General features: G+C 72.7%; 18 protein-coding genes and 2 pseudogenes. 14 read left to right on the plus strand and 6 right to left on the minus strand.

Going from position 1 to position 22299, the window contains the following annotated elements; all coding sequences use genetic code 11:
* Positions 1-96: 96 nt before the first annotated feature.
* A complete protein-coding gene (locus tag ACIPSE_RS41870) occupies positions 97-1287 on the plus strand; it encodes an acyl-CoA dehydrogenase family protein (RefSeq protein ID WP_401674056.1) in 1191 nt (396 codons plus the stop codon).
* A gap of 57 nt (positions 1288-1344) precedes the next feature.
* Here the strand turns inward: ACIPSE_RS41870 and ACIPSE_RS41875 are convergent, their stop codons facing one another.
* A complete protein-coding gene (locus ACIPSE_RS41875) occupies positions 1345-1785 on the minus strand; it encodes a cell division protein SepF (protein WP_401674059.1) in 441 nt (146 codons plus the stop codon).
* 290 nt (positions 1786-2075) lie between these two features.
* On the opposite strand from ACIPSE_RS41875, the gene ACIPSE_RS41880 reads away from it, so the two are divergent.
* From ACIPSE_RS41880 to ACIPSE_RS41900, 5 genes are all read left to right on the plus strand, one after another.
* On the plus strand, positions 2076-3305 hold the full coding sequence (locus ACIPSE_RS41880) for a DUF5685 family protein (protein WP_401674061.1): 1230 nt from the start codon (positions 2076-2078) through the stop codon (positions 3303-3305).
* A 351-nt stretch (positions 3306-3656) separates the two neighbouring features.
* Complete coding sequence (locus ACIPSE_RS41885) at positions 3657-5492, plus strand: FAD/NAD(P)-binding protein (RefSeq protein WP_401674063.1); 1836 nt, start codon at positions 3657-3659, stop codon at positions 5490-5492.
* 97 nt (positions 5493-5589) lie between these two features.
* Positions 5590-6639, plus strand: coding sequence for an LLM class flavin-dependent oxidoreductase (locus ACIPSE_RS41890; protein WP_401674066.1), 1050 nt, complete (start codon positions 5590-5592; stop codon positions 6637-6639).
* Positions 6636-7889 (plus strand): LLM class flavin-dependent oxidoreductase, encoded by a 1254-nt coding sequence (locus ACIPSE_RS41895; RefSeq protein WP_401674069.1) that lies wholly within the window; start codon positions 6636-6638, stop codon positions 7887-7889. Before ACIPSE_RS41890 ends, ACIPSE_RS41895 begins: the two co-directional genes overlap by 4 nt.
* A 378-nt stretch (positions 7890-8267) precedes the next feature.
* The gene (locus ACIPSE_RS41900; RefSeq protein ID WP_401674072.1) at positions 8268-9176 is read left to right on the plus strand and encodes a S1 family peptidase; all 909 of its coding nucleotides are present in this window, start codon (positions 8268-8270) and stop codon (positions 9174-9176) included.
* A 59-nt stretch (positions 9177-9235) separates the two neighbouring features.
* Here ACIPSE_RS41900 and ACIPSE_RS41905 read toward each other — a convergent pair whose 3' ends face one another.
* A complete protein-coding gene (locus ACIPSE_RS41905; RefSeq protein ID WP_401674075.1) occupies positions 9236-10105 on the minus strand; it encodes an alpha/beta fold hydrolase in 870 nt (289 codons plus the stop codon).
* A 90-nt stretch (positions 10106-10195) separates the two neighbouring features.
* Between ACIPSE_RS41905 and ACIPSE_RS41910 the strand changes: the two genes are divergently transcribed.
* Both ACIPSE_RS41910 and ACIPSE_RS41915 read left to right on the plus strand, forming a co-directional pair.
* Complete coding sequence (locus ACIPSE_RS41910; RefSeq protein ID WP_401674077.1) at positions 10196-11044, plus strand: slipin family protein; 849 nt, start codon at positions 10196-10198, stop codon at positions 11042-11044.
* A 243-nt stretch (positions 11045-11287) separates the two neighbouring features.
* Positions 11288-12364: a S1 family peptidase gene (locus tag ACIPSE_RS41915; RefSeq protein WP_401674080.1), complete on the plus strand. Its 1077-nt coding sequence runs from the start codon at positions 11288-11290 to the stop codon at positions 12362-12364.
* Positions 12365-12463: 99 nt separating this feature from the next.
* Here the strand turns inward: ACIPSE_RS41915 and ACIPSE_RS41920 are convergent, their stop codons facing one another.
* Positions 12464-13516, minus strand: coding sequence for a DUF3533 domain-containing protein (locus tag ACIPSE_RS41920; protein ID WP_401674082.1), 1053 nt, complete (start codon positions 13514-13516; stop codon positions 12464-12466).
* Between the two features lie 134 nt (positions 13517-13650).
* On the opposite strand from ACIPSE_RS41920, the gene ACIPSE_RS41925 reads away from it, so the two are divergent.
* The gene (locus tag ACIPSE_RS41925) at positions 13651-17088 is read left to right on the plus strand and encodes a DNA polymerase III subunit alpha (RefSeq protein WP_401674085.1); all 3438 of its coding nucleotides are present in this window, start codon (positions 13651-13653) and stop codon (positions 17086-17088) included.
* The gene (locus ACIPSE_RS41930; RefSeq protein ID WP_401674089.1) at positions 17085-18056 is read left to right on the plus strand and encodes a DNA polymerase thumb domain-containing protein; all 972 of its coding nucleotides are present in this window, start codon (positions 17085-17087) and stop codon (positions 18054-18056) included. Before ACIPSE_RS41925 ends, ACIPSE_RS41930 begins: the two co-directional genes overlap by 4 nt.
* A 62-nt stretch (positions 18057-18118) precedes the next feature.
* Here the strand turns inward: ACIPSE_RS41930 and ACIPSE_RS41935 are convergent.
* A pseudogene (locus ACIPSE_RS41935) lies at positions 18119-18211 on the minus strand (cupin domain-containing protein); the annotation flags it as partial.
* A gap of 50 nt (positions 18212-18261) precedes the next feature.
* On the opposite strand from ACIPSE_RS41935, the gene ACIPSE_RS41940 reads away from it, so the two are divergent.
* Positions 18262-18708, plus strand: a complete 447-nt coding sequence (locus ACIPSE_RS41940; protein WP_401674091.1) for a MarR family winged helix-turn-helix transcriptional regulator — start codon at positions 18262-18264, stop codon at positions 18706-18708.
* A 173-nt stretch (positions 18709-18881) separates the two neighbouring features.
* Positions 18882-19742, plus strand: a complete 861-nt coding sequence (locus ACIPSE_RS41945) for an esterase/lipase family protein (protein ID WP_401674093.1) — start codon at positions 18882-18884, stop codon at positions 19740-19742.
* A gap of 85 nt (positions 19743-19827) precedes the next feature.
* On the opposite strand, the gene ACIPSE_RS41950 is transcribed toward ACIPSE_RS41945, so the two are convergent.
* Positions 19828-20859 carry a lytic polysaccharide monooxygenase gene (locus tag ACIPSE_RS41950; RefSeq protein WP_401674096.1) on the minus strand — a complete coding sequence of 344 codons (1032 nt, stop codon included), beginning with the start codon at positions 20857-20859 and terminating at the stop codon, positions 19828-19830.
* A gap of 188 nt (positions 20860-21047) precedes the next feature.
* Between ACIPSE_RS41950 and ACIPSE_RS41955 the strand changes: the two are divergent.
* Positions 21048-21326, plus strand: a pseudogene (locus ACIPSE_RS41955) (GNAT family N-acetyltransferase); the annotation flags it as partial.
* Positions 21327-21339: 13 nt separating this feature from the next.
* Here ACIPSE_RS41955 and ACIPSE_RS41960 read toward each other — a convergent pair.
* Positions 21340-21474 (minus strand): hypothetical protein, encoded by a 135-nt coding sequence (locus ACIPSE_RS41960; protein ID WP_401674099.1) that lies wholly within the window; start codon positions 21472-21474, stop codon positions 21340-21342.
* Between the two features lie 184 nt (positions 21475-21658).
* Between ACIPSE_RS41960 and ACIPSE_RS41965 the strand changes: the two genes are divergently transcribed.
* Entirely contained in the window at positions 21659-22264 is a 606-nt protein-coding gene (locus ACIPSE_RS41965; RefSeq protein ID WP_401674102.1) for a class I SAM-dependent methyltransferase, read from the plus strand.
* The last annotated feature ends 35 nt before the right edge of the window (positions 22265-22299 follow it).

Below are 22299 nucleotides of genomic sequence, written 5' to 3' on the forward strand. Positions count from 1 at the left end.
CGCCGTACTGGACGCGGGGGACGACGGGCCGTAACGTCGGCCCCGAATGCCCGTGACTAGCAGTGCTAGTTTTTCTGAGTGCCGGAGGGTGTCCCCATGTCCGCGTCCTCGAAGCCGCCCGCCTTCGACCCCGCCGACCCGCTCGGCCTCGACGATCTCCTGGACCCCGAGGACCTGGCCGTCCGCGCCACCGTCCGCTCCTGGGCCGCGGACCGGGTGCTGCCGCATGTCGCCGGGTGGTACGAGAGCGGCGAGCTGCCCGGCATCCGGGAACTCGCCCGGGAACTGGGCGGGATCGGCGCGCTCGGCATGTCCCTGGAGGGCTACGGATGCGCGGGCGCGACCGCCGTGCAGTACGGCCTGGCCTGTCTGGAACTGGAGGCCGCCGACTCCGGCATCCGGTCGCTGGTCTCCGTGCAGGGCTCCCTCGCCATGTACGCGATCCACCGCTTCGGCAGCGAGGAGCAGAAGCGGGAGTGGCTGCCGCGCATGGCCGCGGGCGAGGTCATCGGCTGCTTCGGACTGACCGAGCCCGACCACGGCTCCGACCCCGCCTCGATGCGCACCCACGCCAAGCGGGACGGCGCGGACTGGATCCTGAGCGGCCGCAAGATGTGGATCACCAACGGGTCCGTCGCCGGGGTCGCCGTCGTGTGGGCCCAGACCGACGAGGGCATCCGCGGGTTCGCCGTACCGACCGACGCCCCCGGCTTCTCGGCGCCCGAGATCAAGCACAAGTGGTCCCTGCGCGCGTCCGTCACCAGCGAACTCGTCCTCGACGACGTACGGCTGCCCGCGGACGCCGTCCTGCCGGAGGTCGTGGGGCTCAAGGGCCCGCTGAGCTGCCTCTCGCACGCCCGGTACGGGATCGTGTGGGGCGCCATGGGCGCGGCGCGGTCCTGCTTCGAGGCCGCGGTCGACTACGCGAAGTCCCGCGAGCAGTTCGGGCGGCCCATCGGAGGGTTCCAGCTCACCCAGGCCAAGCTGGCCGACATGGCGGTCGAACTGCACAAGGGGATGCTGCTCGCCCACCATCTGGGGCGGCGGCTGGACGCCGGACGACTCCGTCCGGAGCAGGTCAGTTTCGGCAAGCTGAACAATGTGCGCGAGGCGATCGAGATCTGCCGGACCTCGCGGACGATCCTCGGCGCCAACGGGATCTCCCTGGAATACCCCGTCATGCGGCACGCGACGAATCTGGAGTCGGTGCTGACGTACGAGGGGACCGTCGAGATGCACCAACTGGTACTGGGCAAGGCGCTCACCGGACTGGACGCCTTCCGGTAAACGTCTTCGGTTCTCGGTGGGACCCTGCGCGGGGCAGGGCCGGTGAGCGGCCCTGCCTCAGCTCTGGTTGAAGAAGCCGTCCGTGCGGTGCGCGGCCGGGTCGCCGTTCACGATCTCCGTGTTGGCGGGGGTCAGCAGGAACACACGGGTCGAGACACGCTCGATCGAACCGCGCAGTCCGAAGATGAGGCCCGCGGCGAAGTCCACGACGCGCTTGGCGTCGGAGGCCTCCATCGCGGTCAGGTTCATGATGACGGGAACGCCGTCCCGGAAGAGCTCGCCGATGGCGCGCGCGTCCCGGAAGCTGTCCGGGGTGACCGTGCCGATCCGGCGCCCCTTCTCCTCGGCCACCTCCGAGGCCACCTTGACCCGGGGGTCGGTGACCCAGGCATCCCCGGCCTCGGTCCCTTCGGAGTATCCGTCGTCGTCGTAGTAACGCTCGTCATCGTTGTCGTCAACGAGGCCCAGCCAGGCACTCGCCTTGCGCACCGATCCCATGGACGCCTCCTCTCACAGCACTCTCTCTTGCTTACCGCATCCCTATGGTCATCCATGATGCGGACGTCGCGCCAAGTGGATAGACGCCGCGCGGGGGGTTTGTGACGGTACTGGTGCAGAGCGAATCCGTCGAGGGCCCAGCATTCCCAAGGGGCGTTCCTCGTACGGCTGCTGACTGTGAGTGAAATATGATTCTTCACGGCGTATGGGTGACGGGCGGGGCGTACGGGTGAACAGGGTGGTGGATACGATGCCGCAGCTGAACGCCGTAAGCGCCCCGGGGGATCACCATGTTCGGAATCGTCAGACCGTGCAGCCACCGTCTCGGTGAGCGTCTCAAGACCGAGTGGATGGCGCATCTGTGCGGGCTGTGTCTCGCCCTGCGCAAGGACCACGGCCAGTTCGCGCGGATCGTCACCAACTACGACGGGCTGCTGATATCGGTTCTGACGGAGGCTCAGACCGCGCGGACCGACCGGGGACGGCGTACGGCGGGGCCGTGCCCGTTGCGCGGGATGCGCACCGCGTCCGTCGCGAACGGCGAGGGCGCGCGGCTGTCGGCGGCCGTCTCGCTGGTGCTCGCCTCGGCCAAGGTCCGTGACCATGTCGCCGACGGGGACGGGCTGCTGGCCCACCGGCCCGTGGCCCTCGCCGCGCGCCGGGTCGCCTCGGGCTGGGGCGCCGCGGGTGCGCGCAGCGGCTCGGCGGTCGGCTTCGACACGGGACTGCTCGTCGATGCCGTCGACCGGCAGCTCGGCATCGAGACCCTCGCCGGACCCGGGACGCCGATCCTGACGGTCACCGAACCGACCGAGACGGCCACGGCCGCCGCGTTCGCGCACACCGCGGTGCTGGCCGGGCGGCCCGGCAACGCGCTGCCCCTCGCCGAGGCCGGCCGGCTCTTCGGACGGCTCGCGCATCTGCTGGACGCCGTGGAGGACCGGGAGACGGACGCCGCGTCGGGCGCGTGGAACCCGCTGACGGCGACGGGGACGTCCCTGGCGGAGGCCCGGCGGCTGGCCGACGACGCCCTGCACGGCATCCGGCTCGCGCTGCGGGAGACGGAGTTCGAGGACGCCCGGCTCGCCCATGTGCTGCTCGTGCACGAGCTGCGGAACTCCGTGGACCGCGCCTTCGGCACGTCCTCGTGCGGACACGGTGACGGACACGCCGACGGGCAGGGGGGAGCGTCGGCCGTCGCGGACCCGGCGCTGATGTCCTCGCCGTACGCGCCGCCCGGGCCCGGTGGTCCGGGTGGTCCGGGATGGCAGCCCCCGCAGCCGCCCCGCCGGGACCGGCGCGGGCTGCTCGCGGGCTGTGCGGTGTGGCTCGGGCTCGCCTGCACCTGCCAGATGTGCTGCGGGGAGTTCGAGGACCCGTGGAGCAGACAGCGCAGGGAAGGACTGTGTCAGCAGTGCGACGGCTGTGGCGACTGCTGCAGCGGCTGTGGTGACTGCTGCAGTTGCTGCGACTGCTGCGGGAACTGCTGCGACGGCTGTGACTGCGGCTGCGACTGCTGAGCGCCGGTTGAGGGGAAGCGCGTGTGAAGGCGGGGAGAAGAAGGAGAAGAGCAGGCAGCGGGAGAAGGTCGGCTCAACAGGAACAGGACCACACTCGACCGAAGTCGATGTGGGAGCGCGTGACCAGACGCTGCTGCGCATGCATGGGGCAAGTGGAACAGGCATCCGGTTGGTCCGTCAACGAATTGAGACGTACGGCTCACAGTTCGGACAGCCTTGACAGTGAGGGGAAACGAGCACGTAGTCTCGACGGGCGGCCCTGCTGAGGGGCTCGGCCGCGCTGTTCCTGTGTGAAGGCATTCCACCGAGTTCGTCTCGATTCGTCGCGACTCGACGCCATGGAGCCTTCCCATGTCCTCCGACATCCTTGTCAACACCTCCACCGCGCGGAACACCGTCGCTCTGCGGGGCGTCCCGCCGCGCCGCTTCTCGCTGGTGATCGTCGGGGCCGGGCCGCGGGGGACCGGCCTGATCGAACGGATCGCCGCCAACGCGCCCGAGCTGTACGACGGTTCGGGCCTCGACATCCATCTCGTCGACCCGCACGCGCCGGGCTCCGGGCGCATCTGGCGCGCCGCCCAGTCGCCGCTGCTGTGGATGAACTCGCACGCCGAGGACATCACGATGTTCACCGACGAGACCGTGCGCATGGAGGGCCCCGTGCGCCCCGGCCCCACCCTGCACGAATGGGCCGGCGTCGACGGCCGCACCTTCGCGGACCGCCAGCTCCAGGGCGCCTATCTGCGCTGGGTGCACGAACAGGCGGTGGCCGCGCTGCCGTCCACGGTCCGGGTCCACCACCACCCGAGACGGGCCCTGCGGGTCGACGGGCCGCGCGAGGGCCGCCAGCAGGTCTGGCTGGAGGGCCGCCCCCGCCCCCTCCTGGCCGACCTCGTCGTCCTCGCCCTCGGTCATCTGGACGCCGAACTCGACGACGAACAGGCGGACCTGGCGCGGTACGCCCGCGAGCACGACCTTGTCCACCTGCCGCCCGACTTCACCGCCGACAGCGACCTGTCCGCCCTCGCACCCGGCGAGCCCGTCCTCGTCCGCGGCTTCGGACTCGCCTTCGTCGACCTGATGGTCCTGCTCACCGAGGGCCGCGGCGGACGCCACGAAGGGGACACCTACCTGCCTTCCGGGCGGGAACCGGTGCTGTACGTCGGATCGCGGCGCGGAGTGCCGTACCACTCGAAGATCGGGTACGAGTGGACGGGGGAGAGGCCGCCGCTGCCCCGGTTCTTCGGGCCCGCCGAGGTCGACGAACTCCTCGCCCGGCCGGGCGGGTTCGACTTCCGGCGCGATGTGTGGCCGCTGGTGGAGAAGGAACTGGGGTTCGCCCACTACCACCGGCTGTTCGCCGAGCACCCGGACCGGACGGCCCTGGGATGGGCCGAGTTCGAGGCCCGCTACGCCGCCGGCACGGACCTGGGCGCCCTGGTCGCCGCCGCCGTCCCCGACCCCGCCGACCGGCTCGACCTCACCGCGCTCGACCGGCCCCTCACGGGGGCGCGGTACGACTCCGCGGAGGAGTTCCAGGACGCCCTGCGCGGCTACGTCGAGGACGACCTGGGACGCCGTCACACCCCCTCGCACAGCCCGGACCTGGCGGTCTTCCTCGGGCTGCTCTCCGTCTACGGGCAGCTCGTCCGGCTCGGCGACATCGGGCCCTGGTGGCACGGCTTCTTCAGCTACCTGGCCTCCGGGCCGCCCGGACCCCGGCTGCGGCAGATGCTCGCGCTGTCCCGTGCCGGACTCCTGAGGTTCGTGGGCGCCGACATGGCCGTCACCGCCGAGGACGGGGTGTTCCGGGCGACGAGCACGACCGTCCCCGGCGCCGTCGTCGAGGCGCGGGCGCTGGTCGAGGCGCGCCTGCCGGACCCGACCGTCGGACGGGCCCGGGACACCCTGCTGCGCGAGCTGGACGGCGCCGTCGAGACCCCGGACGGGCTGCTGCGCGTGGACCCCGCCGACGGCCGGATCCTGGACGGCGCCGGCCGGCCCCACCCGCGGCGCTTCGCCCTCGGCCCGTACACCGAGGGCCGCGCCCCCGGCGCCTTCACGCGGCCCCGCACCGGCGGCCCCGCGTTCCGGCAGAACGACGCGACGGCACGGGCCGCGCTGCGGCTCCTGAACGCGCTCGCCGGCACCGGGGAGCCCGACGCGAGCCCCCGGAACGTCGCGTGACCCGCCCCGCGCGGGCCCTCCGGCGCGCCGCGGCCGTCCCCGTACCCGATCACCCGCGCCGCGACCGCACCCGGGCGCTCCTTCCGAAGGTGCCGTGATGCTGCATCTCTCCGCCGGTATCGACCGGCCGTCCGCGTACGACGCCGACGGCTACGTCGAGCTGGCCCGGCTCGCCGAGCAGGGCGGCCTCGACTTCGTGACGCTGGACGACTCCTTCGCCCGCCCCGGGCCCGACGCGCTCGCCGTGCTGTCCCGGGTGGCGCCCGCCACCGGCAGGATCGGTCTGGTGCCGACCGTGACGACCACGCACACCGAGCCCTTCCACGTGCAGGCCGCCGTCGCCACCCTCGACTGGATCAGCGGGGGCCGGGCCGGCTGGCGGCTCGACGTGTCGGTCACCGAGGGCGAGGCCCGGCTCTTCGGGCGCCGGCACGCCGCGCCCGTCGACGCGTTGTGGCGGGAGGCGGGCGAAGTCGCCGACGCCGCCGGGCGGTCGTGGGACAGCTGGGAGGACGGCGCCGGGACCCGGGGCCGGCCGGCCGGACGTCCCATCGGCCGGGACCGGCTCCACCACGCCGACCTCGCGGGCGGGACCTTCCCGGTCCGCGGCCCCTCGATCGTGCCCCGCCCCCCGCAGGGCCACCCGGTCCGCGTGGTCGACGCCACCGAGGGGCACCCCCGCGCCGTGGCCGCCCGGTACGCCGACGTGGCCCTCGTACGGGCCGCGAGCACCGCGCACGCCGCCGCCGTCCGCACCGAACTGCGTTCGCTCGCCGAGCGGTTCGGACGGGACCCCGGTGAACTGCGCGTCCTCGTCAGCCTCCTCGTCGATCTCGGGGGCGGCGAGCACGCGGCCGAGCCCGGGCACGGCGGCGGCGGACCCCGGCCGACCGCGCAGGGTCCGCTGTACCGGGGCGGCCCCGTCGACCTCGCCGACCTGATGGCGTCCTGGCACGGCGAGGGCGTCGCCGACGGCTTCCATCTCACGCCCGTCGAACCCCGCCGCGACCTGGAGCGCCTCGTCAACGGCACGGTGGCGCTGCTCCAGCACCGGGGGATGTTCCGCACCTTCTATCCGGGCAGCACGCTCCGTGAGCACCTGGGACTGGCCCGGCCCGCCAACCGGTACGCGAGGGACGCCTCATGAGCGTGCGGAAGCAGATCCATCTCGCGGCGCGCCTCCCCGGCGTCGACGGGACCACCGTCCGGGCCGATCCGCGCTCGCGCTCCCCGATCGCGTTCTCCTCCCTCGCGCATCTCGCCCGCACCGCCGAACGCGGCCTGTTCGACTTCTTCCTGCTCGGCGATGAGCTCGGGCCGCGCGAGCACACGGGCCGCGTCCACGGCCCGGATGCGGCCGGACGCCCCGAGCCGGTCACCGTCCTGAACGCGCTCGCCGGTGTGACAGAGCACCTCGGGCTCGCCGCCACCGTCGACGTGACCTTCGACGAGCCCTACGGACTGGCCCGCAGGTTCGCCACCCTCGACCATCTCAGCGGCGGCCGGGCGGCCTGGAACCCGGTGACCTCCTCCGTCGCCCGGGCCGCCGAGTTCGTCGCCACGGCAGGGGAGTTGTGGGACTCCTGGACGCCCGAGGGGGAGGCCAGGCCGTTCGCGCACCGGGGGCGGCACTTCGACATCGCGGGCGCGTTCGGGGTGCCGCGCTCACCGCAGGGGCATCCGGTCGTCATCCAGGCCGGGGACCGCGAGGAGGAACGGGAGTTCGCCGCCGCCACGGCCGACGTGGTCCTCTCCCGGCACAGCGCGCTGGAGGCCGGGCAGGTCTTCTCCGCCGACGTCAAGCGCAGGCTCGCCAGGTACGGGCGCGGCCCCGGCGACCTGAAGATCATGCCGGGGGTCGGCGTCGTCCTCGGTGACACCGCCGCCGAGGCACGTGAGAAGGCGGCCGAGATCCGGCGCCAACAGGTCACACCGCAGGCCGCGTTGCTCACCCTGGAGCGGATCTGGGGCACCGACCTCTCCTCGTACGACCCGGACGGGCCGCTGCCCGAGACCGACCCGCTGCCCGAGACCGACCCGGTGCCGGGGATCACGCAGGGGCGGACCCGGCGCGCGGACACCGTCGCGCTCGCCGAGAAGTGGCGGGCCCTGTCCAAGGAGAAGGGGCTGTCGATCCGGCAGACCGTGATCGAGGCGGGCGGCCGGCCGCTCTTCGTCGGCACCCCGGGGGCGATCGCCGCCGAACTCGACGCGTTCGTGCGGAAGGACGCCTGCGACGGCTTCGTCCTCGTCCCGCACCTCGCTCCGGGCGGCCTCGACGACTTCGTCGACCAGGTGGTGCCGCTGCTCCAGGAACGGGGCGCGCACCGCACGGAGTACGGGGACACGACCCTGCGCTCGCATCTCGGGCTCACCGGTCCGGCAGGGGAGGACTGAGCGCGCGAACGGCCTCCCGGGCGGTGCGCGAGGGGCGTTTTTCGGCGAGGCGGCGAGGGACCGCGCGCCGCCCGCCCGACTGGCCCCGCACGCCGCGTCCCCGCCTTCCCGCTGCCAGGCAATACGCCGGACAACGCCTGTGCCGCAAGGGATCTGCGGCTGCTTCGAACGGCCGTCGAAACTTGGGAAACTCATGGGTGGTTCAAAGGTTGACGGCCGAAAGGCGCCCTTGCGCCTACCGGGCGGTCGGCCGAATACTCCCCCTCAGCGCTTGTCAGGGGCACGGCGTGTTCGAAATCCGGACGCCCGGACTCCCGGCTGCGCCTCACGGGCCCCGACCCCACGCGGGCCCCCGGCTTCCCTGGGAGGGAACGAAAAGTGAGGATCAAGCGCACCACCCCCCGCAGTGGCATCACGAGACGGACCCGGCTGATCGCCGTCTCCACCGGACTCGTGGCCGCCGCCGCGATCGCGATCCCCAACGCGAACGCCGCGGACGTGTCCACCTTCAGCTCCACCCAGCTGAAGAGTGCGAGCGGTTCCGTGCTCAAGGCCGACATCCCGGGCACCGCCTGGGCCGTCGACAGCAAGACCAACCGTGTCGTCGTCACCGTCGACAGCACGGTCTCCAAAGCGGAGATCGCCAAGATCAAGCGGCAGGCCGGCGCCAACGCCGGGGCGCTGACGATCAAGACGACCCCGGGCAAGTTCAACAAGCTGATCTCCGGCGGCGACGCCATCTATGCGAGTAGCTGGCGCTGCTCGCTCGGCTTCAACGTCCGCAGCGGCAGCACCTACTACTTCCTGACCGCGGGTCACTGCACCGACGGCGCGGGCAACTGGTGGTCCAACTCCGCCCGCACCACGCTCCTGGGCGCGACCGCGGGCTCCAGCTTCCCGACCAACGACTACGGCATCGTCCGGTACTCGACCAGCTACCCGACGTCGTCCATCTCGGGCACCGTCGGCAGCGTCGACATCACCAGCGCCGCCACGCCCTCCGTGGGGACGACGGTCTACCGGCGCGGCTCGACCACCGGTACCCACAGCGGCCGGGTCACCGCCCTCAACGCGACCGTGAACTACGGGAGCGGCGACATCGTCTACGGCATGATCCAGACCACGGTCTGCGCCGAGCCCGGCGACTCCGGCGGTCCGCTCTACTCCAACAGCGGTATCGCCTACGGTCTGACCTCCGGCGGCAGCGGCAACTGCACCTCCGGCGGGACGACCTTCTTCCAGCCGGTCACCGAGGCCCTGAGCGCGTACGGCGTCAGCGTCTTCTAGTCGCCGTCCTCGCGTCGCCCGGTGCCCCGGCACCGCCGCGTCGCCCCCTCTGCCCCGGCTCACGAGCCGGGGCAGAGCCATTCCAGTACGGCGGGCAGCGCCTCGATCGCCCCGAAGTGACCGGCGTCCGGCTCCAGGACCGGGCGGGCTCGCGGGACGCGCCCCGCGAGCCAGGTGAAGTGACCGACCGGGGAGAAGCCGTCCAGCGCGCCCTGCCACAGCAGCACCGGGCGGGTGACGGACCCCGGGTCGAAACCCCAGCCGCTCAGCACCGCGAGATGGTCGTCGAGCCAGCCGTCCGCCGAGGTCCGCACCGCCTCGCGGTAGCCGCGCAGCAGCAGGTCGCCGACGGACGGGGCGGCCACCACCCGCCGGTCGGCGTCGGTGAGGTCCTCGCGCAGGGCCACCAGCAACTGCGCCGGGTCCCGGCGGATGTCGGCGGCCCGGGCGGCCAGCCGGCCCGCGAAGGCGAGCGGATCGGTCAGCGCCAGGGCACGTTCCTCGACCTGGGACCCGGCCATGCCCTCGAACCAGCGCAGGTCCACCGCGTCCGGCGGTGCCAGGGACGCCAGTGCCGCCACCCGTCCCACCCGTGCGGGCAGCAGCGCGGCACAGGCCAGGGCGTGCGGGGCGCCGCCCGCGCGGCCCAGGACGGCGAACCGGTCGAGGCCGAGCGCGTCGGCGAGGTCCGCCACGTCCCGCGCGGTGTCCGCGATCCGGCGCCCCGGGTCACGGTCCGAACCGCCGTAGCCGGGACGGTCGTAGGCGACGAAGCGCACCCCGGGGCGCGCGGTCATGACGGCCTCGGGCAGCGCTCCGGTGCGGGAGCCCGGGGTGTCGTGCAGCACCACCACGGGAGTGCCGTGCGGGTCGCCGTGCTCCGCGACCGTCAGCCGCCGTCCGTCCCGTGCGCGTATCGCGTCGACCACCCGTGTCCTCCGTCTCCCCATCGTGTACAGCGCGGAGTTACCGTCGAAGTACACACCTTGTGCGCCTGACGCGGACCCTGGGGGGCCGACATGGTCGAGGAGTTGGTGGCGGCGGGCGTGACACTCGCCTCCGCCGGAGCGGTGTACGTGATGGCCGCCGCCCGCGTCGTCAAGCAGTACGAGCGGGGCGTGGTGTTCCGCCTCGGCAGACTCCGGCCCGACGTGCGCGGGCCCGGGTTCACGATGATCGTGCCGGGCGTCGACAAGCTGCGCAAAGTCAACATGCAGATCGTGACGATGCCGGTGCCCGCGCAGGAGGGCATCACCCGGGACAACGTGACGGTACGGGTGGACGCCGTCGTCTACTTCAAGGTGACCGGGCCGGCCGAGGCGGTCGTCCGGGTCGAGGACTACCGGTTCGCGGTCTCGCAGATGGCACAGACCTCGCTGAGGTCGATCATCGGCAAGAGCGAGCTGGACGATCTGCTGGCCGACCGCGAAAAGCTCAACCAGGGGCTGGAGCTGATGATCGACAGCCCGGCCGTCGAGTGGGGCGTGACCATCGACCGGGTCGAGATCAAGGACGTCTCGCTGCCCGAGACCATGAAACGGTCCATGGCCCGGCAGGCGGAGGCGGACCGGGAGCGGCGGGCCCGGGTCATCAACGCGGACGCCGAGCTCCAGGCGTCGAAGAAGCTCGCCGAGGCCGCCAAGGAGATGTCCGAGCAGCCCGCCGCGCTCCAGCTCAGGCTGTTGCAGACGGTGGTGGCGGTGGCCGCCGAGAAGAACTCGACGTTGGTGCTGCCCTTCCCGGTGGAGCTGCTGCGGTTCCTGGAACGGGCGCAGCAGTCGACGCAGCAACCGGTGCAGGAGCAACGTCCCTCGTCCGAGAAGCGGTTGGATCCGGGCAGCGGAGGGTCGAATTCAGGACAGGACTAGACCTCACGGACCGCTGATGGGTTACTCGCTCGTAGTATTTGCACTGCGAAGATCCCTGGTGTGACTGTGCGCGGTCAAAGGCATGGCCGTGCGCGGGCGTGTGTAATCGCGTTCTATGTGCGTCCTGAAGTCAACCTTGTGCGCTCCCTGTGGGGTTCGGAAGAGTGGGCGCTCGTCAACCAGCCTTCCGGCCCGAGAAGTCCCCACAACGGATCGGGTCGACCCCCCACAGGAGGACGCGAGTTGAAGCACCGACGCATACCCAGGCGGCGGGCCGCCCTGGCCGGCGCGGGAATCGCCGCACTGGTCGCAGCGGGAGTCACCTTCCAGAGTGCGAACGCCAGTGAGCCCGTGCGAAGTTCCGCACCGAAGACCCTCTCGGCCCTCGCGGCCGGAAACCTCGCCTCGACGCTGGGCGAACAGCTCGGCGGCGACGCGGCGGGAACGTACTACGACGCGAAGAGCAAGTCCCTCGTCGTCAACGTCCTCGACGAGGCCGCCGCCTCCGTCGTGGAGAAGGCCGGCGCCGAGGCGCGGGTCGTCCGGAACTCCCTCGCCGAGCTGAGGAGCGCCGGCACCTCGGTCCGCGAGGCCGATGTCCCGGGCACCTCCTGGGTGACCGACCCCACCAGCAACAAGGTCGTCGTCACCGCCGACCGGACCGTCTCCGACGCCGAGTGGGCCTCGCTCACCAAGGTCGTCGACGGACTCGGCGGCACGGCCGAACTCCAGCGCACCAAGGGGGAGTTCAAGCCCTTCATCGCCGGTGGCGACGCGATCACCGGGGGTGGCGGGCGCTGCTCCCTCGGCTTCAACGTCGTCAAGGGCGGGGAGCCGTACTTCCTGACCGCGGGGCACTGCACCGAGGCGATCTCCGAGTGGTCGGACTCCAGCGGCGTCATCGGCACGAACGAGACGTCCAGCTTCCCGGACAACGACTACGGGCTCGTCAAGTACACCTCCGAGGTCGAGCACCCGAGCGAGGTGAACCTCTACGACGGGTCCGCGCAGGAGATCACCGGCGCGGCCGACGCGACGGTGGGCATGTCCGTGACGCGCAGCGGGTCGACGACCCAGGTGCACGACGGGACCGTCACCGGGCTGGACGCCACCGTGAACTACGGCAACGGGGACATCGTCAACGGGCTGATCCAGACCGACGTGTGCGCGGAGCCGGGGGACAGCGGCGGGTCGCTGTTCTCGGGAAGCAGCGCGGTCGGACTCACCTCCGGCGGCAGCGGTGACTGCACCTCCGGCGGGGAGACGTTCTTCCAGCCGGTGAGCGAGGCGTTGTCGGCCACGGGGACGTCGATCGGCTGACGGTCCGGTCCGGCAGACGGTTCACGCGGTGCGGGCGGGGAGGTGTTCCCCGCCCGCACCGTCCGTGTTCCGCCGCCGTGTTCCGCCGCCGGGCGGGGCCTACCGCGTCTGTTCCCGGGGCCCGCGTGCGCGCAGCATCGCCGCGGTCAGGGTGATCGCGGTGCCCGCCGCAGCCCAGGCCGAGAGGACCAGGAGCGGCGCTGTCGTGGCGTTGCCCTTGAAGTAGGCGATGGAGCGGGCGACCCAGGTGCCGGCGCCCGGGGGGAGGGCCGGGCCGATGGCGTTCCAGAACGGGGGCAGCATCGGCAGCGGGAAGGCGCCGCCCGCGCTCGGGTTGCCGGCGATGACCACGAGCAGGATCGCCAGTCCGATGCCGACGACCCCGAAGAGGCCCTGGAGGGCGAGCGTGGCCGCGCCCACCGCGAAGGTGACGAGCGCGCCCAGCCCCCAGAAGGCCATGACGCTGCCCGGCAGCGCGCCCAGGACCGGGCCCACGATCACCGCGCCGCCCAGTCCGCCGGCGATCGAGACGAGGGCCATCACGAGCAGCCGGATCACCGCGCGGCGCGCGTTGGCGGGCTTGGCGCCGGTGCTGATCGCGAGGATCGAGGCGGTCAGATAGCCGCCGACGCACCAGCCGACGACGACGTAGAAGGACGACAGCCCGTCGAAGTCCTGCGAGGAGGCCGGAGCCACGTCCACCGTGGTGAGGGTCCGCCGCTGGGAGGCTTCGAGGGCGGTGAGGTACTTCTCCAGGGTGGTGGCGAGGACCGTGCCGCCGCCGGACGCCACCAGGAGCGTGTCCTTCGTGCCGGTCGCGCGGACGACCAGCGCCCCGTCGATGTCCCGGTTCATGATCTGCTCGCGGGCCGTCGCCTCGTCGGTCACCGTCCGGGGGTCCAGCGGTGCGCCGGGCAGCTTCGCCAGCCGGGCCACCGTCTGCTCGGCCGCGGCGCGCGGCGCGACCACCCCGAACGGCACGTCCCGGGGCTTCGGGGCGTGCAGCGCCCCCACGTACGAGGCGATGAACAGCAGCTGGAGGGCGAGCACCCCGAGCACCAGCAGCGTGGCCCGCGGGGTGACCGCGTCCTTGACCTCGGAGAGGAAGCCGCCGCCGTTCGGGCCGCCGTCACGGATGCTGTTCTGTGTCATGTCCTCACAGTCCGAGGTCACGGACGTTTCCGCAGGTGGGAGGCGGCCGAACGGTTGTCGTACAGATGTTCGGAATTTGGTCTATGGTGGAGGAGAGGTAGCTGGGAACTGATGTTCGAAAACGGGAGGCGCGGATGCCAGGGTTCACGCATCTGCACACCGTCTCCGGGTTCTCCCAGCGCTACGGCGCCTCCCACCCGGAGCGCCTGGCCGAGCGCGCCTTCGAGCGGGGCATGGACGCCCTCGCCCTCACCGACCGCGACACCCTCGCGGGCACGGTCCGCTTCGCCAAGGCCTGCGCCAAGGCGGGGGTGCGCCCCCTGTTCGGCGCAGAGCTGGCCGCGCAGGAGCACGAGCCCGTACGGCGGGAGCGGCGCCGCACCCCCGTGCGCGGCGGTGCCTTCATCGACGAGTCGACACCCCGGGTCACCTTCCTCGCCCGGGACGGCGCCCGCGGCTGGGCCGATCTGTGCCGTCTGGTGACCGCGTCCCACGCCGCCGCCCGCACCGCCGGGGACACCCCGCTGCTGCCCTGGGACCGGAACCACGGCGACGGACTGACCGTGCTGCTCGGCCCCGCCTCCGACGTCGGCCGCGCGCTGGCCGCCGGACGCCCCGACCGCGCCGCCCGCCTCCTCGCTCCCTGGCGGGAACGGTACGGCGACGCGCTGCGCCTGGAAGCCGTGTGGCACGGGCGTGAGGGCACCGGGCCCGGCTCGCTGCGGCTGGCCGCCCGTACCGTCGGCTTCGCCGCGGAGCAGCGGGTGCGCCCGGTGCTCAGCAACGCCGCCCGGTACGCCGACCCCGGCCAGGGCCCGGTCGCCGACGTCCTGGACGCCGCCCGGCGGCTGGTCCCCCTCGACCCGGCGAAGGAGGGGGACTCCGGCGAGGCCTGGCTCAAGGACGCCGCCGCCATGTTCCGGGTCGCCGAACGGATCGTCGAGGCCGCGGGCTACCGGCGCGACACCGCGCACCGGCTGCTGGAGCAGACCCGGGCGACGGCCGCCGAGTGCCTGGTGGACCCCGAGGACGACCTCGGGATGGGCACCGTCCACTTCCCCGAGCCGGGGCTGGTCGGCGCGGGCCACCGCACCGCGCAGCGGGCGCTCGCCTCCCGGGCGGCGGCCGGAATGGTCCTCAAGGGATACACCGCACGGCACGCCTACTGGGAGCGGATGCACCACGAGCTGGACGTCATCGCCCACCACGGCTTCGCCTCCTACTTCCTGACGGTCGCCCAGGTGGTCGACGACGTGCGGGAGATGGGCATCCGGGTGGCCGCGCGCGGCTCCGGCGCCGGATCGCTGGTGAACCATCTCCTCGGCATCGCCCACGCCGACCCCGTCGAGCACGGGCTGCTGATGGAACGCTTCCTGTCCACCCGCAGGCCCGTGCTGCCCGACATCGACATCGACGTGGAGTCCGCCCGCCGTCTGGAGGTCTACCGGGCGATCATCGGCCGGTTCGGCACCGAGCGGGTCGCCACGGTCTCGATGCCGGAGACCTACCGGGTGCGGCACGCGATCCGGGACGTGGGCGCCGCCCTGTCCATGGACCCCGCCGACATCGACCGCATCGCCAAGTCGTTCCCGCACATCCGGGCCCGCGACGCCCGCGCGGCCCTGGAGGAACTGCCCGAACTCCGGGAGCTGGCAGGGGAGTCGCGGCGGGAGGAGGGCCGGTACGGAAGGTTCTGGGACCTGGTCGAGTCCCTCGACGCCCTCCCGCGCGGCATCGCCATGCACCCGTGCGGCGTCCTGCTCTCCGACGCCTCCCTCCTCTCCCGTACGCCGGTCGTGCCGACCAGCGGCGAGGGTCTGCCCATGTCGCAGTTCGACAAGGACGACGTCGAGGACCTCGGACTGCTCAAGCTCGACGTGCTCGGGGTGCGGATGCAGTCGGCGATGGCGCACGCGCTCGCGGAGGTCGAGCGGGCGACGGGGGAGCGGATCGACCTGGACGCCGTGCCGGCCGGTGACCCGGCGACGTACCGCCTCATCCGGTCCACCGAGACGCTGGGCTGCTTCCAGATCGAGTCGCCGGGCCAGCGGGACCTGGTCGGGCGGTTGCAGCCGGCCGACTTCCACGACCTCGTCGTCGACATCTCCCTCTTCCGGCCGGGGCCGGTCGCCGCCGACATGGTGCGGCCGTTCATCGAGGCGCGGCACGGGCGGGCGCCGGTCCGGCTGCCGCACCCGGACCTGGAGGAGCCGCTGAGGGGGACGTACGGGGTCGTCGTCTTCCACGAGCAGATCATCGACATCGTCGACATCATGACCGGGTGCGGCCGGGGCGAGGCGGACCGGGTGCGGCGCGGGCTGTCCGACCCGGAGTCGCAGGGGCGGATCAGGTTCTGGTTCGCGCAGCACGCGGCGGCCCGCGGATACGACGTGGAGACGATCCGGCGGACCTGGGAGATCGTCGAGGCCTTCGGCAGCTACGGCTTCTGCAAGGCGCACGCGGTCGCCTTCGCCGTGCCGACGTACCAGTCCGCGTGGCTCAAGGCGCACCATCCGGCCGCCTTCTACGCGGGGCTGCTCACGCACGACCCCGGGATGTACCCGAAGCGGCTGCTGCTGGCGGACGCGCGGCGGCGGGGGGTGCCGATCCTGCCGTTGGACGTGAACCGGTCGGCGGTCGCCCACCGTATCGAACTGGTGTCCGAAGAGGCGGCGGAGTGGGGGCTGCGGCTCGCCCTTTCCGACGTCCACGGCATCAGCGAGGCCGAGGCGGCGCGGATCGCGGACGGACAGCCGTACGCCTCGCTGCTCGACTTCTGGGAACGGGCCCGGCCGAGCCGTCCGCTCGCCGGGCGGCTCGCCCAGGTCGGCGCGTTGGACGCCTTCGGCGCCAACCGGCGTGATCTGCAACTCCACTTGGCCGAACTGCACCGGGGCGCACGGGGCGCGGGCGGTGGCCAACTGCCGCTGGCGGGCGGGCGGCGGACCGCGCCCGCCGGGCTCCCGGACCTGTCCTCCACCGAGCGGCTCAGCGCCGAACTGGGCGTCCTGTCGATGGACGCCTCGCGCAACCTGATGGACGACCACCGTGAGTTCCTCGGCGAGTTGGGCGTGACCGACGCCCGTCGGCTGCGCGAGGCGCGGCACGGGGAGACCGTGCTCGTCGCGGGCGCCAAGGCGGCCACGCAGACCCCGCCGATCCGCTCCGGCAAGCGGGTCGTCTTCACCACCCTGGACGACGGCTCCGGCCTGGTCGACCTCGCCTTCTTCGACGACTCGCACGAGGCCTGCGCCCACACCGTCTTCCACTCCTGGCTGCTGCTGGTGCGCGGGGTGGTGCAGCGGCGCGGCCCGCGCAGCCTCAGCGTGGTCGGCGCCGCCGCCTGGAACCTCGCCGAACTGGTCGAACTGCGGGCGGAGAAGGGCCTCGACGCGGTCGCGGCCCGGCTGGCGGAACCCGTGCCGCGCGGGACGGGCGATTCCACCGGTGGCCGGCGCATCCAGATGCCGACGGGATACGAACTGCATCCGTGGGCCGACCTGCGGCCGGCGGGCCAAGAGCCCGCACACGCGAAGAAGTTGTGGCACCAGAGCCCGGGGAGTGCGGGATGACCATCCTCTGCGTACGTTTCCAGTCGCCGCTGCCGGCGGGCGAGGCGGCCCTGCCGGGGCTGCTCGCGCTGCTGGAGGACTTCACACCGGTCGTCGAGGCGCTGCCGCCCGACGGGGCGCTGGCCGATCTGCGGGGCGCCGAACGGTACTTCGGGCGGGACGCGGCCGAACTGGCCGCGGTCATCCGGGTCCGCGCCCTCGCGCACCACGGGGTGGACTGCGCGATCGGCGCCGGACCGGGACCGCTGCTGGCCCGGATGGCGCTGCGCGAGGCCCGGCCCGGGACGACCCGCGTGGTGTCCGGGAAGGAGGCGGTGGACTTCCTCGCCGGGAAGCCGGTCGCCGCGCTCCCCGGTGTCGGCCCCGCGACCGCCCGCACCCTGTGCGAGTACGGCCTCGACACCCTCGGCCGGGTCGCCGCGGCCCCCCTGTCCACGCTCCAGCGGCTGGTCGGCGCGCGGGCGGGCCGCGACCTGCACGAGAAGGCCGGCGGCGTCGACCGCGGCCGGGTCGTCCCGAACGCGGTCTCCCGCTCCCTCGCCACCGAACGCCCTTTCGAGCTGGACGAACTGGACCCCGGCCGGCACCGCCGCGCCCTGCTCGCCGCCGCCGAGGAACTGGGCGCCCGGCTCCGCGCCGTCGACCGGGTGTGCGGCACCCTGACCCTCACCGTGCGCTACGCCGACCGCTCCGCCACGACCCGCACCCGCACCCTGAAGGAGCCCACCGCCCACTCGGCCGCGCTCATCAGGACGGCGTACGACCTGTACGAGGCCCTCGGGCTGCAACGCGCCCGGGTCCGGGCCGTCGCCCTGCGCGCCGAGGCCCTCGGCCCCGCCGAACAGGCCTCCCACCAGCTCACCTTCGACCCCGTCGACGAGAAGCTCCGCCGGATCGAGCAGGTCGCGGACCGGGTGCGCGCGAAGTTCGGCCCGCAGGCGCTGCTGCCGGGCACGCTGGCGGCCTAGGGGGTCGGTTGGCCCACGGGGGAGCGAGCACGGTGCCGTCGGGCAGGACCGCCTCCAGACCGATGGAGGATCTCCTCGCGGTTCACGGTGTGGGCCGGGGCCCTGGTCCCCGCCGGTATCTCGCCGCGCCAGGCGCACAGCTCCCTGGGGCCGCTCTTTTGGTCAAGCAGCTTGACCAGTGCGTCAAGGGTGTTTCAATGCCTCCGTGCAGAACTCCGAAGCCCTGGCCCTGACCGCCGCCCTGCTCGCCGCCGCCGGCGGGCTCACCCAGCGCATCAACGAGGGCGTCGTCGCCCGGGGGTTCGTGGACGTCAGGCCCGCGCACGGCCACGTCTTCAGTCTGCTCGCGCCGGACGGCGCCACGGTGACCGCCGTCGCCGGGCATCTCGGGGTGACCAAGCAGGCGGCCAGTCAGCTCGTCGACGAGCTGGTGCGCAAGGGCTATGTCGAGCGGCGCGCGCACCCCGGTGACGCGCGGGCCCGGCTGGTCGTGCTGACCGAGCGGGGCCGGGCATGCACCCGTGCGGCGGAGGAGGCCGCCGCGGAGGCGGTGCGGGCCTGGGTCGATGTGCTCGGTGAGGGTGAAGTGCGGGCGTTGCGTGATCAATTGGGGCGCATCGCCCCCTATGGTCCCCTCAGGCCCGCCTGGTGACGGTTCATCTGCAGCAACGCTCGCCCCTTGCTAGCGCTGCAAGTTTTTACTGTCGCGTAACTTCACAAGTGAACTACTCGTCCGTAACTTTCGAGTAAGAACAGCATCCTCGTGATCCGGATCACAGGGCGTACAGCCGTCGCACCTCCCTTGAGCCGCAAGGAGATCACACGATGCTGCCCTGGAAACGAGCGCTCAGACCCCTGGCCGCGCTGCTCCTCACCGCCGCGGTCGCCCTCGTCCCCGCCACCACCGCACAGGCCGCGAGCGCACCGAGCAGCGGCTGGAACAACTACTCCTGCAAGCCCTCCACCGCCCACCCCCGCCCGGTCGTCCTCGTCCACGGCACCTTCGGCAACTCCGTCGACAACTGGCTGGGCCTCGCGCCGTATCTGGTGACACGTGGATACTGCGTCTACTCCCTCGACTACGGCCAGCTCACGGGCGTCCCCGTGTTCAACGGCCTCGGCCCCATCGACAAGTCGGCCGCACAGCTCTCCGCCTTCGTCGACAAGGTGCTCGCCGCCACCGGCGCCGCCGAGACCGACGTCGTCGGCCACTCGCAGGGCGGCATGATGCCCCGCTACTACGTCAAGTTCCTCGGCGGAGCGGCCAAGGTGAACGCCCTCGTCGGCGTCGCGCCCAGCAACCACGGCACCACCCTCAACGGCCTCACCGCCCTGCTGGACTTCTTCCCCGGAGCGGCCGACCTGCTCTCCACCGCCACCCCCGCCCTCGCCGACCAGGTCGTCGGCTCCGCCTTCCTCACCAAGCTCAACGCCGGCGGCGACACCGTCCCCGGTGTCGCCTACACGGTCATCGCCACCCGCTACGACGAAGTCGTGACGCCGTACCAGAGCCAGTTCCTCAGCGGGTCGGGCGTCCACAACGTCCTGCTCCAGGACCTGTGCCCGCTCGATCTGTCCGAACACGTGGCGATCGGCCTCACCGACCTGATCGCCTTCCACGAGGTGGCCAACGCGCTCGACCCGGCGCACGCCACCACGACCACCTGCGCGTCGATCTTCGGCTGACCTCCGCGCCGGACCGGCGCGGACACACCTACGGGGTCTGTCCGACCTGAGCCGCCGGACAGACCCCGCCCCCCGGGTGAGGGCGTCAGCGGCCGTGCCGGCCGCCCGCCACCGCACGGCGCCGGACCGAGGCGAACAGCACCGCAGCGCCGAGCGCGAGGATCGCCGCGCCGCCCATCGCGAGATACGGGGTGCTGCCGTCGCCGCCGGTCTCGGCGAGATCCTGGGACGCGCCCGCCGCCTCCACGTCGTTCGCGTCCACCACGGGAGCGGCGGAGGTCTCGGTGGCCGTGGGCTCCGCCGACGTGGACGCGTCCTGGTCGCCGTGCCCGTGGTGCTCGACGGTCGACTTGTCGGCGCCGGCCTCGATCTGCTCCTCGGAGGGCGCGGAGGCGGTGGGCGCCGCCGTCGTCGGCGCCGGTGCCGCGGACTGCGTGCTTCCGGAACCCGTGCCGGTGCCGCTGCCGCTGCCGCCGCTCGTGCCGCCGCTGCCGCCGAACGTCACGTCCGAGCAGGAGTAGAACGCCTCCGGGCTGTCCGAGCGCTGCCAGATCCCGTACAGCAACTGGGCGCCCGAACGCTGGGGCAGCGTGCCGGAGAACGTGTAGTAGCCGTTCGTCGCGACCGGGTCGGTGGCCGTCGCCACCGGGTTCGCCAGGTCCAGATCGTCCCAGGCCAGCGGCTGCGCCGGGTCGTAGCCCGCCTTGGTGATGTACACCTTGAACGTGCCCTTGTGCGGGGCCGTCACCCGGTACTTGAAGGTGTACGCGCCGCTGCTCACGCTCGTCGAGGGCCAGTCCGCGCGGGCCAGGTCCAGGCCCTTGAACTCGTCGCTGCCGGCGCTGCACAGCTTGCCGTCGGGGATCAGCTCCTGGTGGCGCCCGCCGGCGTCGCCGATCCGGATGCCGTTCCAGTCGTAGAGCGCCTGGGTGCCGCCCGCCGCGACCGCCGCCTTGCACGCGGCCGACTTCGGGCTCTCCGGGCCCTCCGCGTAGCACTGGGCGACCCGGCTGACGGGGTCGCCCATCGTGCCGTGCGCCGCCGCGGGCACGGCGGCGAGCGCGGTCAGGCCGAGAGCGGCGGCGGTGGTGACGACGGCCGTACGGCGTGCAGGCATGCGGAGGCTCCTCGCAGAGGTTCTTGGCAGGGGTTTCTCGGGGGGATCCCGTGGGGGGCGATCAGCAAACTAGCCCCAGAAATCCCGGAAATCGCCTGCTGGGAGCGGTCGGAGGAGATCCTTATGGCGCACTTAAGGGAGTGCTCAGACTGCGATCAGGTAGCCGCCGTCACGGCGCTGCCGTCAGAGGCACGGACGACGAGACCGCCGGGGAGATCCGGCTCGCGGACCCTCTGTTCCTCGACAGCATCGCCGTCCACCCCGGCGCCCGTGGCAGAGGCGTGGGGGGACGGCTGCTGAGGTTCGTGGACGCCCACGCGCGTGCGCGCGGGCTGACGGAGGTCAGGCTCTGCACCCACGCGATGATGTGGGAGAACCGGCGGATCCACCCGAAGTACGGGTACGAGCTCGTGGAGCGGCGCGTGGACGGGTCCTGCGACCGCCTCCACCACCGCAAGCGGCTGCTCCGAGGGCGACCGCTCAGCCGTCCGGCCACCAGGTGCGGGCGATGTCCTTGCGCACCTCGGGGCGTCCGGAGGGGCGCTCCTCGGCCTCCTCGCGGATCCTGCGGGTTTCCGACTTCTTCAGGGGCTTCTGCACGGTCACGCGGCGCATGGCTGCCTCCTTCAGTGCCTACCGTGTTCCGCGTTGGCACGGAGGTAGACCCTTTGGTGGAGAGTTACTCATCGGGGCCGATCTGTCAGTGGTGACCATCACGATTTCGACTGGCTTTCGAGTGACCTTCCAGAGGGATCTGCTGGGCGGGGCGTTGTCAGTGGCGGATGCCAGGCTGGGCACCATGACGGATCACAGGGGATTCGAGGCCGCCGCGGCCGTGGATTGGAACGCGGAGGCCGCCGCCTTCGACGACGGGCCCGACCACGGGCTGCGCGACCCCGCCGTGCGCGCCGCCTGGGCCGACCGGCTGCGCTCCTGGCTGCCCGGGCGGGCCTGCGACCTGCTCGACCTCGGCTGCGGCACCGGCAGCCTGTCGCTCCTGGCCGCCGAACAGGGACACCGCGTCACCGGCGTGGACAGCTCCCCGGCGATGGTGGACCTCGCCCGCGCGAAACTAGCCGGACGTGACGCCGCGTTCCTCGTCGGTGACGCGGCGGCACCACCGGTGGGGGAGCAGCGGTACGACGTCGTCCTCGTCCGGCATGTCGTGTGGGCGCTGCCCGACCCGGCCCGGGCCCTGCGGCACTGGCGCGAGCTGCTGCGCCCGGGCGGGCGGATGGTCCTCGTGGAGGGTGTCTGGGGCGCCGTCGGCATGTCCGCCGCGCGGCTCGGCGGCCTGCTGGAGCCGATCGCCCGGGAGCTGCGGGTGGAGCCGCTGTCGGGGGACGACCTGCTGTGGGGCGGGGCCGACGACGACGAGCGGTACGCGGTCGTGGCGACGGTCTAGCCGTGACCACGGTCCGGTCGAGGCGGCGTTCCGGT

Source organism: Streptomyces sp. NPDC090106, assembly GCF_044747265.1.
In the GTDB taxonomy this organism is placed as follows: Bacteria; Actinomycetota; Actinomycetes; order Streptomycetales; family Streptomycetaceae; genus Streptomyces.